We start from the raw sequence: 12,111 nt of genomic DNA, 5'->3' as shown, positions 1-12,111 counted from the left end.
TAAGTAGCAGCTCCTTTCGTATTGTAGCGCTCTGTCTATTGGCGTACTTGCCCTTAGTGTAGCCAGAGTAACCTACGAAGTTACGAATAGGGGCTGTCCTCGTTCATAATAACTTATGGAATCCTTCATCGAAACTTCAACGTTTGAAGCGCTCCCGCCATTTTTTTCGGAGCGGACAGTCCCCACCCCTTGCGGGGCGTAGGCCGAAGCGTAGACTGGAAATGCGCTTCTTCCCTCCACGACAGCTACAAATAAACAAAAAACGCGGCACAAGCAACGAATCGCCTGTGCCACGCTCTTAACGGATTAATATTTGTTAAACAACATGATCCAGAGGGAACCTGCAACGATTGTAAATACAATCACAAGTCCAAGAATCAATGTCTGTACGTTGTAGCGTGGTTTTTCTCCTTCGCGGATGTGCATGAAGAAGACCAACTGAATTACGAACTGCAAGACCGCCATTACCAAGATCGCGATCATGGTCGCCGTTTTACTCAGCATCGAGTTCATGACCAGCACGAGTGGGATAATGGTGAGCACGATCGACAGGATAAAACCGATTACGTACTCTTTCATCGATCCGTGACTATGATGTCCGCCATGGTTTTGATGTTGTGCCACCTTACATCACCCCCATCAAGTAAACGACTGTGAAGAGGAAGATCCACACAACGTCAAGGAAGTGCCAGTACAAGCTAAAGTTGGTAATTTTGCGGCGAGTAACCGCAGAGATCCCACGACGCTTCAGCTGCATCATCAACGCAGTCATCCAGAACAGACCAAGCGTTACGTGCAATCCGTGTGTACCAACCAGTGTGTAGAAAGCGGACCAGTAGCCGCTAGTCGCCATGGTTGCGCCTTCGCTCATCAAGTGCATGAACTCAGTGACTTCCAACACTACGAAAGACAGTCCCAAAAGACCAGTTACAGCCAGCCAAGCAATCAGCTGCTTGACATTGCCTTTGTTCATTGCCAGAACAGCGAGACCACTGGTAAAGCTACTTGTCAACAAGATGAAGGTTGAAGCAATAACGCCTGGCAGCTGGAACAATTCCTGTCCAGTTGGTCCACCAGCAAAGCTATTCATCATTACCGCATATGTTGCAAACAACGTACCGAACAACACGCAGTCTGTTACAACGAAAATCCAAAAACCGAGAACTTTAAGTTGCTCATGCTCTTCATGATGGTCGTGGTCGTGGCCGTGACCATGGTCATGATTCGTAGCCATCGTTACACCACCCTCCCCAGTGAAGCCTCAGTGCGACGCACTTCCTCCACCGGTACGTAATAATCCGTGTCGTATTGGAAGGAGCGTGCCCACATGCATGCGAATACTCCAATGAATCCAATAACGGCCATCCAAACCCATCCAAATGTGAAACCAAAACCTACCAGGAACCAGAAGTTCGCCATGATAAACGGAATTCCAGAGTTCTTCGGCATATGAATCGGCTCCAGTTTGGCCGGTTGTTCTTTATAGGTGCCATTTGCTTTTGCTTCTTTTGTTTCCCACCAGTCATCGAGCTCTTTCACTTGTGGAACAACAGCAAAGTTGTAGAACGGTGCAGGTGACGGAATCGACCACTCCAGCGTACGACCATTCCATGGATCGCCTGTCGTGTCGCGCTCACCATGCTTGATGCTGTAAGCGATTTGCCATACTTGGAAGATGAAACCGATACCCATCATGAATGCCCCTACAGTGGATACCAGGTTCAGGTCTGCCCAACCGCGATCCCAACCGTACGTGTAGTAACGGCGAGTCATACCCATGAAACCGAGCGCGTATTGCGGCATAAAGCACACGTAGAAACCAATATTCCAGAACCAGAAGCCCCATTTGCCCAGTTTCTCGTCGAGCTTGAAACCGAACAGTTTTGGCCACCAGTAGTAAATACCAGCCAGGTAACCGAACACTACCCCACCGATCAATACTTGGTGGAAGTGGGCAACCAGGAAGTAACTGTTGTGATACTGATAGTCTGCCGGAGCTACTGCCAGCATTACCCCTGTCGCTCCACCAATTACGAAGCACGGGATAAAGGCAATGGTCCACAGCATTGGTTGTTTAAAGGATATCCGACCACGATACATTGTAAACAGCCAGTTAAAGACCTTAACCCCGGTCGGGATCCCTACAATCATCGTTGATATCGCAAAGAAGGCGATAACACTTGCGCTCGTACCCATTGTGAAGAAGTGGTGAGCCCATGTAAAGAACGATACAACGGCAATGATCATCATCGCCCAAACCATTGATTTGTAGCCGAAAATCTTTTTACGTGAGAACGTAGCCACGATTTCGGAGAAAATACCGAAAGCTGGTACTACTACGATGTATACCTCAGGGTGACCCCACATCCAGATGAGGTTGAGGTACATCATCGGATTACCGCCGCCGTCCATTGTGAAGAAGTGGGCACCTGCGAAACGGTCAAGGAACAACAGAGCCAATGTTACAGTCAAAATTGGGAAAGCGAAGATAATCATAATGCAGCTGGACAATACGGACCAGCTAAACAATGGCATTTTGGAAAGCTTCATGCCAGGTGCACGCATTTTGAGAATCGTTACGATAAAGTTAATCCCTGTCGCCAAACTACCGATACCGGAGATTTGAATCCCCCAAATATAGAAGTTCTGACCTGGTCCAGGGCTGAATTCATTTTGTGACAATGGCGGGTAAGACAACCAACCAGCGTCTGGGGAGCCCCCGATTACGAACGAAAGGTTGAACAGCATCGCACCGAGCATAAACAGCCAGAAGCTGAGTGCGTTCAAGAACGGATACGCTACATCTCGAGCACCGAGTTGAAGCGGTACTACCATGTTAAACAAGGCAAACATCATCGGCATCGCCATGAACAAAATCATGATCGTACCGTGAGTCGTAAAGATGGCATTATAGTGATCCGAGTGCAGGAATTCTACGTTCGGGAATGCCAGTTGTACACGCATCAGCAGGGCATCAACCCCACCGCGGAACAGCATCAGAAGCGATGCGATCAAATACATAATACCAATACGCTTATGGTCAACTGTAGTCAACCATTCGCGCCATAGCCAACCCCATTTTTTATACTTAGTCAGAACGAATAAGATTGCAATGATGGTCAGTACAATCGATACGTCCGCACCGTAAATCAGTGGGTCACCTGTTACAAAGAACGTGGATGCAAAATCCTTAATGTTCTCCCACACGTGGTATTCCTCCTCCCTCTCGCCTAGTGGTTCATACTGGAATGATTCATTCCAGGCATGTTGTGCGATTCAGTCTTATGCTGCGTATTTAGCGAAGTCTCACTAGAAGACTTGTCACCTGCAGGCGCAGGCATTTTCTCCATCACATAGTCCATATCGTGACCATGGCCATATTTCGCAACGATCTCTTCAAACATACCTTCTGGGAATGCAGAGTACGTAAACTTATCTGTCACGCCAGGCTTGCGAAGTTCTTCATAATCTGCCTTCGTCATAGCTGGTGTCGTACCTTTTACTTCTTTCACCCATTTATCGAACTCATCTTTTGGTTTTGCGACTACATCGAACTGCATTTTAGCGAAGCCTTCACCAGAGAAATTGGAGCTAAATCCAGCGAATGTACCTGGTTCATCTGCTTGCAGATACAACTCAGTAGCCATTCCCGCCATCGCATAAATCTGTCCACCCAATTCTGGAACCCAGAAAGAGTTCATCGGTGCATCAGCAGATACCTGGAAGCGAATCGGTACGCCTGCTGGAATCTCCAAATGGTTAACAGTTGCGATATTTTGTTCTGGATACGTGAACATCCATTTCCAGTCCAAAGCCGTAACCTGAATGGTCATAGGGGCAACTTCTTTATTCGGGTTTTCTTTTAACACATAAACATCACGGACAGTAAAGTAACCCAGCAATGCAACGATAACGATAGGAATAATCCACCAAATTACCTCTAGGGTTGTACTGTGTGCCCACTCCGGCTTGTAACTTGCTTTATTGCCCGGTGTATCCCGATAGCGGTATACAATGAAAGCGGTAAGCGCAATAACCGGAACGATAATGACAGCGACCAATATCGTGGAAATAATAATGAGATTGTACTGCGTTTCTGCTACAGGTCCTTTTGGATTCAAGACGAGGTATTCGCTACCACAGCCTGTCAGCAGAACGGTGCCCAACACTGCCAAGATCCAAAACTGGATATGCCTCAGCATTTTTCCTCCGCTCATTCTCCTAATCCCTCCTAGTCACAAACAACGAGCATGTAATACTTTGAGAGCGCAGTTCTTTTCGGGTGAACTTTGCCTCACGTTTGTCGATAGTGCAGTCACTCTCTATGGAGAGGTCTCGAACGAGGTTTTGGAAAACCTTCTTTATTTTACGTGCATTCACACTTTTCGAGAGTTCCTCACAATAGGGGTTTTTTAACACAAGTGAACTTCACTATTTGCCGCATATACATACTATCAGAGTCTGCGAGCTTTTGTACTTGTTTTTAACGACGTTCAATATTTCGTAGCTTTTCTGTTACAAAGTGTTCACATACCAGTCACGAGTTGATCATATTCTTGTTAGGATTCTCCTGTAATGATCTTTGACACCCATTTTTGGTCATGCCACCCAATTTGGATTGTCAAGATTTCTTTTCACTTTTAATAAAAAAAACAAAAAAACGCCAGCCTTATTTGGCTGACGGCAAATTTCCGTATAAATAAAAAACCTCTCATTATAATGAAGAAAATGAGAGGGATTATGGGACTATTTTTAACTAACTTAAGCGTCAGTTCTTTTTAGTGTCATCAAGCGAAACACCGTGCTCATAATGAAGATATTCATGCCAGCGATCAAAAATCCGATCGACACCATCAACGGCAAGTTCTCTGATCTGAAATCGTTTGCAGTGAAAGCCATAATAACGGCACCTACGAATAATACTGTCCAAGCCATCCATCTTAATACATCTGCTGCTTTTCGATCGTTATTCATAACACAAAACCCCTATCATCATAGATTTTTTGCGTGACCGTTTTTGTTTTATGCTCCTATTGTAACATAATATTCACTTGTTGTTCATATTTTGTTCAATTTTTTATAAAAAATTTGTCAAAACTTTTTTCATAAACCTATTGGCTATCGTATTGTTACAAATTTACTTTGTGTCACAAATGTGAAAGCGTTATTGTTATAATGAATGGAGTAAACGGTTTCATACATTTATAGTATCTTGATCTGTCATCGAAGGTGGTTTGCCCATGGTTCATACACCAAAAAAAGCCCGCATCAGCCTCTTGACCCAAATGGTTCTCCTCATTTCCATCGTTGTCCTGATCAGCATGGGGATAGGAACTGCCTTATTTTCCCTCATATTAGATGACATTTTGGATCGCTATATTGGTCAGCAAGCCATGACGGTCGCCAAGCTATCTGCCATGGACGAACGCATCATTGCAGCCTTTGGGACCGATGATCCTTCCAAGGTGATACAACCGATAGCCGAAACCATTCGAAAGGAAACGGGCGCCAGCTATGTTGTGATTGGAAACAAGGACGGTATTCGGTACTCTCACTACGACCCAAAGCAGATTGGATTACCAATGGGAACCAGCAATGACCCCGTCTTTTTAGAAAATCGATCGGTCATTTATCGTGGGACAGGCATTTCAGGTCCAGCTATCAAAGCGAAAACACCGATCGTCAACAAGAAAGGCGAAACCATTGGCGTCTCCTCTGTCGGCTATGTCATGAGTGATGTAGAGAAAAAGGTCGCGGAATACAAGGAAAGGGTCGTCGCCTTGTCTCTTATGCTGCTAGTTATCGGAATGATTGGCGCTTTTATCATTGCCAGAAGAGTCAAGCGATTGATCTTTGGTCTTGAGCCAGAAGAAATCTCATTTTTGTTTACGGAAAAAACAGCTATTCTTGAATCGATTCGCGATGCTACGGTAGCAGTCGATATGCAAGGGCGTGTCGTCTCGATGAATAAACGCGCACGTTCCCTCCTCCAAGAGGATTTGGCCGTAGGGAAATCGATTGCTAGCCCGCAATTGCGCGACATCATTCATTCTGTCAATCGAAATACACAAGAAATGAATTACAAAATTTTGCTGGGACACGAAATTTTTATAACCGACTACTCTCCTATTTTGAGCAATAATGAAATCAGAGGGGTGGTCTTCACATTTCGTCCAGAGTCTGAAATCGAGCAGCTCACCGAAGAAATTACCAAGATCAGTTCCTTTTCGGATAATATGCGTGCGCAAAATCACGAATATTTAAATCGTTTGAACACCATTTACGGTCTCCTCAAGCTAAAGGAGTACGACAAAGCAATCGAACTCATCACCGATGAAGTAAAGGAACGGCAGGATATTCTTGCCTTCATTATGAGTTCAGTCAAAGAGCCCTTCATCGCAGCTTGTCTGCTAGGGAAAATCAATCGTTCCAAAGAACTGAAGGTATTACTCGAAATTGATCAGGATAGCTATTTGGGAAATGTACCTGACAGCTTGGATACAAAGGTATTGGTCACTATTCTCGGCAATTTGATCGACAACGCGATGGAAGCTGCCCTCGAATACAAAGGCTCTGACGCAATGGTTCATGTGTCCTTTACTGATTTGGGTGGTGATATCATTTTCGATATCGAAGACAATGGACATGGGGTATCAAAAGAATTGGAGCCCCGCATCTTTGAAAGCGGTGTCACTACGAAATCAGGTGAAAATCGAGGACTCGGTTTGGCTATTGTGAAAAACGCCATCGAGCTGTTAGAGGGGCAAATCTCACTCGGGAAAAGTGATCTTGGCGGAGCGCGTTTCACCGTAGTCGTCCCCAAGAAATGGGACAAAGCAAGTAGATGAGGAGGCCATCCACCATGTCTGAGAAACCTATTACCGTCATGATCGTGGAAGATGACGAAATTGCAGCTAGAATCTATGAACAATTCACAAGTAAACTGGAAGGATTCCAGATTATTGCCACGGCCACGACCGGAAAACAGGCGCTGGAGATGCTTCACGTCGTTACGCCAGATGTGCTGCTCTTGGACATTTATTTGCCGGATATGAACGGGATTGACCTGTTGCGTGAAGTAAGGAAGCATTTTCGCGGGATCGATGTCGTGATGATCACAGCCGCAAACGATGTGGAAACCGTGAGAGAAGCGATACGTGGCGGTGCATATAGCTACATCATCAAGCCGATTATGATCGATAAATTCATGTCTACCTTGGAGCAATATGCAAATACGAGACGTCAGCTGCAGCAGCATACAACCATTGATCAGACAGCAGTGGACAAGCTGTTTACGAAAGCCGCACACACTCCTGCTGCCAAAACCATTGAGACTGTCACTACGCTCCCGAAAGGCATCGACAAGCTGACATTAAAGCTAATCCGGGACAAAATGCAGGAGACCACCCAAAGCATGAATGCCGATGATCTGGCTGCACTGGCTGGCATGAGTCACTCGACCGTGCGCAGATACCTCGAATTTCTCGTCTCTATTAATGAAGTGACTGTCGAGACGTTCTATGGAACTGTCGGGCGTCCGGAACGAAAATACCGCTGGGTTCCGCAAAAAACGGCCAAATAATGCCCGATGGCAAAAAGAAGGGAAGCTTCATTTATGAACCTGAAGCTTCCCTTTTTCTTTTCTTGCTACCGGTTGTGTCGCACTTGGACTCTTTTCCCGAAACATCGTGATGATGGCAACGGATGCGATGATCATGACAGCAGCAATCAAGGTTTGGCTTGTCAATTGTTCATCAGCGATCAGCCAACCTAGAAATACTGCGACAATCGGGTTCACATAAGCGTACGTGGAGACCAGGGAAGGCTCTGCATTTTTCAAAAGCCAAATGTACGACGTGTAAGCGACAATGGAACCAAATCCAACTAAGTAGCCAAAGGCAATCCAGGAACGAAGGGTAATCTCCGATAGATGCAGCTTCGTCCAATCGTCGAGAAACAGCGACGCGATCCCCAACAAAATTCCCCCGATGATCATTTGCAAGGCCGTCGCCATTACCGGTGATGCTGGGAGCTTTGCATGGCGCGAATACAGCGATCCCACTGCCCAACTGATTGAGGCAAACAGGAGCGCCAAGATTCCAATGGTATCGATCCCTTGATTGCTTGTGCTCTCGGGATGGATAACCATCACAGCGATCCCCGCCAATCCAAACAGGATTCCTCCCATGACTCCAACTGTTGGCTTTTTCTTGCTGCCACCGATCCAGTTGAAAACGAGAATCCATAATGGAACCGTAGCGATCAGCAAGGACGCGATTGCTGACGGTACCTTGAGTTGTGCCCATGCTACTACACCGTTACCCCCGAGAAGCAGCAACGCCCCAACAATTCCCGCTCCTCTCCATTCTGCAACACTGGGTAGGTCTGCCCCTTTCCAACGCCCAATCAGGAACAGGATCGATCCCGCCAGAAAAAATCGCGCACCCGCCATAATAAAGGGTGGCATCGACTCAATGGCGATCTTCATTCCAAGATAAGTGCCTCCCCAAAACAGGTAAACAGCTAGCAACGCAATCGTAACGACAAATAATTTCGAATCTTTATTTCCTGTCATTGTGTTTCCACCTTGGTTGTCAAATTTCTTTCCGACCATCCTCGTAGATCGTCGACAAGATGAAAGTCGTAGAGGTTTCCAGTATTTCGTCATACTGAACCATTTCATCGATCAGATTAGTGATATCTTCCGGTGCCGTCGCACGTACTTTTAGCATCATGCACCACTCTCCAGCGAGCCGCTGGCATTCGATGATGGTCACGTTCGGTACCTGAACGTTCATAATCTTTGCGGTGATTTCTTTGAAGTCCTGACATCTTGCTTTGACGAAGATCAATACCTTGAGCCTTTGCTCTAATTTTCTCCAGTCAATGATGCCACGGTATCCCTTGATAACACCATTCTTTTCAAGCTTGGCAACCCGTTGGTGGACAGCCGGTCGCGAGATGTGCAGCAGCTTGCTGATTTCCTCATGAGATATCCTTCCGTTTTCCTCGAGCAATTGAACAATTCTCAGGTCAACCTCATCCATCACATACCTCCTGTGGTTATAGTAGCATATTTTCCTTCATATAGACCATTTGTACTTTATATTGACCGAATTCAAACGAATAGTAAATACAGATGCAAAAAATTAAAAATATAATGCCAAAAACCGTCTCGAAAACCTCTTTATCATTACGAATCGTTACTTAGGTACCCATACAAAAAAAGAAAAAGCCCCCGCTTGATTGTAAGCGGGGACCAGCTTGGAAACATCGTCCGTATCATTCTGGTTTCTCAAACAACGCCATCCACTCATCAACTTGAATGGAAACGACTTGCTCTCCTTCTTTTTCAACCGCGAAGTAGGCTTGGATTACCTCATCAGCACTAGTGATATGGGCGGTTACTTGCTCAATCTGCTCCTCAGTCTCAGTCGTACGTCTGACCCAAGTCGCATACGGGAACGTCTTTTTACGGATGCGCGAATGACTCTCCACCAATCCCTCTTGCTCGATCCACGTTAACCATTCGGACCGTGAGTAGCTTCGTACATGACTGTGATCCCGAAGTTTCTCCAGCGTATTTACAAATCGATCGAGCTTTTCATCCTCTGCTGCGATATTGTCGATCAGCACGAATTTTCCACCCGGCTTCAGGACTCGGGCCACTTCTTTTACAAACGCCTCTGGGTTCGGGAAATGATGAGCCGCGATTCTGCACCCGACTGCATCAAAGGATTCACTCAAAAACGGAAGTGCCTCCGCATCCACAACCACATAGAAGACATTGCTTGTGTGGGATCTCAGATGGTTTCGCGCCGCTGCAAGCATCGGCTGTGTCAAATCAGTCGCAAAGACTTGACCGACATGTGGAGCGATTGCCTTGGCAAGATGACCGCCGCCCGTTGCCACATCAAGAAACACCCAATCTGGCGAAGGATTCAGCCAAGGCGTGAGGAGAGAGAGATCCTCTCCCGTAGCATGCGTCTGGCTATTCACATATTTTTCAGCATTCATACCGAACTGCTGTTTGACTTCCTCTTTGATCTTTTTGTCATCGCGCATGAGAATCTCCCTCCTCTATTCTTCGTTCACGATTACTTTCTTCCCTCTCATTTTCATGATCAAGGGAACGGTGATCCAGAGAACCGCAATGATCAGAAACACTAGCGAAACTGGTTTTTGAATAAAGATAGAAAAATCACCATTGGACGTCGTCAGCGCGCGTCGCAAATTGTTTTCAATCATCGGACCCAAGACCAGGCCAAGAACGAGTGGAGCCATTGGGAAATCGTTTTTCGCCAAAAAGTAACCCACGAGTCCACAAAGGAGCAGCAAGACCAGATCAAAAACGGAGACACGGACTGCGTAAACACCGAACACGGAAATGGCAACGATCATCGGGATCAAATATTTAGGCGGCGTCTCAATCAGCTTCGCAAACACCTTTACGAGCGGCATATTGAGGATCAAGAGCATCACGTTTCCGATGAACATACTGGCGATCAAGCCCCAAGCGATGTTCGGATGGTCTTCAAACAAAAGCGGACCTGGCTGCACGTTGTACATAATCAGTGCGCCCATCAATACCGCTGTCGTCCCTGTACCCGGAATCCCCAAGGTCAGAAGTGGGATCATCGCCCCGCCAGATGCTGCATTGTTCGCTGACTCTGGAGCCGCTACCCCAGCGATTGCTCCTTTGCCAAATTTTTCAGGCGTTTTACTGATTTTCTTTTCCAGCAAATAAGCAAGGAAGGATGCCAGTGTTGCACCAGAACCAGGAACAATACCTTTAAAGAATCCAACCAGTGATCCACGGAGAATCGGTCCAGCACTTTCCTTCAAGTCTTCCTTGGTCGGTATGATTCGGGAGATTTTGGCGATCTCTCCCTCATTCACATCCCTTTCTAGGATCGTTTTGAACACTTCTCCAAGCGCAAATACCCCTACGGCAATCGTCAAAAATTCCAAACCGGAATATAGCTCAGGCATATCGAAGGTAAAACGCGCCACGCCAGATACATTGTCCAGCCCGATCGTCGCGATCAATAAGCCAAAAACCGTCATCATCAATGCTTTGGTCACGGACTTGCCTGCCAGCCCGCTCAGTGCACATAGCCCCAGGATCATCAGCGAAAACTCATCTGCCGGACTGAGCTTGAGCGCTACTTCTGAGAGTGGCTCTGCCAAAAATACCAGACCGATAAGCGAGACAAGCCCTGCAAAAAAAGAACCAATCGCAGCAATGGAGAGAGCGACTCCCGCTCTTCCTTGCTTCGCCATCGGGTATCCGTCCAGTACGGTAACGACAGAAGATGACTCACCAGGTGTATTCAACAAAATCGAAGTGGTAGAGCCACCGTACATCGCTCCGTAGTATACCCCTGCCAGTAAAATAATGGCACTGGTCGCCGCTGCTTCTGGTGGCAGTCCACTCGTCAACGAAGCTGTCACCGGAATCAACAAGGCCACGCCGCTGATTGGCCCAATCCCTGGCAATACACCGACTACTGTCCCGATCAAGACGCCGACAAACGCAAAGATGATATTTTGCCATTGCAGGGCAGTGGCAAATCCGTTCAGCAAATAGTCAATCGCACCCATTACATCCACCTCCTACAAGCCTAACCATGTTGGTAAACCGGGCAATGTGCCATCGAGAACTTCCACGTACAACAAGTAGACACCGAACGAAAACGCACTGGAAATGATCACGCTGTTGAGCCATTTCCCTTTCTGCATCGTCTGGAATCCAACGAAAAGGAACAGGAAGGTGCTGATCACGTAGCCGATTTCCTCCATAAGCAATACGTAGAATAATGCCGCGACAAGAACAATGAGGAACCGTTTGTAATCGAGCTTTTCCTTCTCTTTCTTGCCCTCTTGCTTGTATTTGAACGTCTCATAAAATAATCGCAAGCTGAGCAGGATCAGAAGACTTCCAAGTCCCATCGGAAAAATGTTTGGTCCGACATTGCTGCCGTAAGCGCTCGCCGAGATGTTTTGGCTCCCGACCACAAATGCTACGCCCAACACAAGAAAAATCAGACTGGCGAAGCGGTCAAATGTTTTGCTCACGTATGTTCCCTCCTGTTCGTACAAGAATCCAGA

At 46.6% G+C, this 12,111-nt stretch carries 12 protein-coding genes; 2 read left to right on the top strand and 10 right to left on the bottom strand.

Going from position 1 to position 12,111, the window contains the following annotated elements:
• Window positions 1-306: 306 nt before the first annotated feature.
• The 5 genes from cyoD to M3630_RS27655 form a co-directional block, all read right to left on the bottom strand.
• Window positions 307-624: a cytochrome o ubiquinol oxidase subunit IV gene (gene cyoD / locus M3630_RS27675; RefSeq protein ID WP_251254238.1), complete on the bottom strand. Its 318-nt coding sequence runs from the start codon at window positions 622-624 to the stop codon at window positions 307-309.
• Between the two features lies 1 nt (window position 625).
• A complete protein-coding gene (gene cyoC / locus M3630_RS27670; RefSeq protein ID WP_173609008.1) occupies window positions 626-1,234 on the bottom strand; it encodes a cytochrome o ubiquinol oxidase subunit III in 609 nt (202 codons plus the stop codon).
• Between the two features lie 2 nt (window positions 1,235-1,236).
• Entirely contained in the window at window positions 1,237-3,207 is a 1,971-nt protein-coding gene (locus tag M3630_RS27665; RefSeq protein ID WP_173609009.1) for a cbb3-type cytochrome c oxidase subunit I, read from the bottom strand.
• Window positions 3,208-3,230: 23 nt separating this feature from the next.
• Window positions 3,231-4,217: a cytochrome aa3 quinol oxidase subunit II gene (qoxA, locus tag M3630_RS27660; RefSeq protein WP_173609010.1), complete on the bottom strand. Its 987-nt coding sequence runs from the start codon at window positions 4,215-4,217 to the stop codon at window positions 3,231-3,233.
• Window positions 4,218-4,761: 544 nt separating this feature from the next.
• Complete coding sequence (locus tag M3630_RS27655) at window positions 4,762-4,974, bottom strand: hypothetical protein (protein ID WP_173609011.1); 213 nt, start codon at window positions 4,972-4,974, stop codon at window positions 4,762-4,764.
• A gap of 266 nt (window positions 4,975-5,240) precedes the next feature.
• Between M3630_RS27655 and M3630_RS27650 the strand changes: the two genes are divergently transcribed.
• Both M3630_RS27650 and M3630_RS27645 read left to right on the top strand, forming a co-directional pair.
• On the top strand, window positions 5,241-6,848 hold the full coding sequence (locus M3630_RS27650) for an ATP-binding protein (RefSeq protein WP_251254236.1): 1,608 nt from the start codon (window positions 5,241-5,243) through the stop codon (window positions 6,846-6,848).
• A 14-nt stretch (window positions 6,849-6,862) separates the two neighbouring features.
• Window positions 6,863-7,582 carry a response regulator gene (locus M3630_RS27645; protein ID WP_251254233.1) on the top strand — a complete coding sequence of 240 codons (720 nt, stop codon included), beginning with the start codon at window positions 6,863-6,865 and terminating at the stop codon, window positions 7,580-7,582.
• A gap of 27 nt (window positions 7,583-7,609) precedes the next feature.
• Here M3630_RS27645 and M3630_RS27640 read toward each other — a convergent pair whose 3' ends face one another.
• From M3630_RS27640 to M3630_RS27620, 5 genes are all read right to left on the bottom strand, one after another.
• Window positions 7,610-8,575 carry an EamA family transporter gene (locus M3630_RS27640; RefSeq protein WP_251254231.1) on the bottom strand — a complete coding sequence of 322 codons (966 nt, stop codon included), beginning with the start codon at window positions 8,573-8,575 and terminating at the stop codon, window positions 7,610-7,612.
• A 19-nt stretch (window positions 8,576-8,594) separates the two neighbouring features.
• On the bottom strand, window positions 8,595-9,047 hold the full coding sequence (locus M3630_RS27635; protein ID WP_251254230.1) for an Lrp/AsnC family transcriptional regulator: 453 nt from the start codon (window positions 9,045-9,047) through the stop codon (window positions 8,595-8,597).
• Window positions 9,048-9,282: 235 nt separating this feature from the next.
• On the bottom strand, window positions 9,283-10,065 hold the full coding sequence (locus M3630_RS27630) for a class I SAM-dependent methyltransferase (protein ID WP_251254229.1): 783 nt from the start codon (window positions 10,063-10,065) through the stop codon (window positions 9,283-9,285).
• Between the two features lie 15 nt (window positions 10,066-10,080).
• Complete coding sequence (locus M3630_RS27625; protein ID WP_173609017.1) at window positions 10,081-11,604, bottom strand: tripartite tricarboxylate transporter permease; 1,524 nt, start codon at window positions 11,602-11,604, stop codon at window positions 10,081-10,083.
• Window positions 11,605-11,616: 12 nt separating this feature from the next.
• Window positions 11,617-12,078 carry a tripartite tricarboxylate transporter TctB family protein gene (locus M3630_RS27620; RefSeq protein WP_173609018.1) on the bottom strand — a complete coding sequence of 154 codons (462 nt, stop codon included), beginning with the start codon at window positions 12,076-12,078 and terminating at the stop codon, window positions 11,617-11,619.
• Window positions 12,079-12,111 lie beyond the last annotated feature (33 nt).

Source organism: Brevibacillus sp. MER 51, assembly GCF_023714195.1.
Taxonomy (GTDB): Bacteria; Bacillota; Bacilli; order Brevibacillales; family Brevibacillaceae; genus Brevibacillus.
The sequence above is the reverse complement of the archived record's forward strand: the minus strand, read 5'-3'. Positions and strand labels throughout refer to the sequence as shown.

Excerpts from the sequence above, each read along its gene's own strand:
- cyoC (WP_173609008.1), bottom strand. The coding sequence starts at position 1,234 with ATGGCTACGAATCATGACCATGGTCACGGCCACGACCACGACCATCAT.
- qoxA (WP_173609010.1), bottom strand. The coding sequence starts at position 4,217 with ATGAGCGGAGGAAAAATGCTGAGGCATATCCAGTTTTGGATCTTGGCA.
- M3630_RS27655 (WP_173609011.1), bottom strand. The coding sequence starts at position 4,974 with ATGAATAACGATCGAAAAGCAGCAGATGTATTAAGATGGATGGCTTGG.
- M3630_RS27650 (WP_251254236.1), top strand. The coding sequence starts at position 5,241 with ATGGTTCATACACCAAAAAAAGCCCGCATCAGCCTCTTGACCCAAATG.
- M3630_RS27645 (WP_251254233.1), top strand. The coding sequence starts at position 6,863 with ATGTCTGAGAAACCTATTACCGTCATGATCGTGGAAGATGACGAAATT.
- M3630_RS27640 (WP_251254231.1), bottom strand. The coding sequence starts at position 8,575 with ATGACAGGAAATAAAGATTCGAAATTATTTGTCGTTACGATTGCGTTG.
- M3630_RS27635 (WP_251254230.1), bottom strand. The coding sequence starts at position 9,047 with ATGGATGAGGTTGACCTGAGAATTGTTCAATTGCTCGAGGAAAACGGA.
- M3630_RS27630 (WP_251254229.1), bottom strand. The coding sequence starts at position 10,065 with ATGCGCGATGACAAAAAGATCAAAGAGGAAGTCAAACAGCAGTTCGGT.
- M3630_RS27625 (WP_173609017.1), bottom strand. The coding sequence starts at position 11,604 with ATGGGTGCGATTGACTATTTGCTGAACGGATTTGCCACTGCCCTGCAA.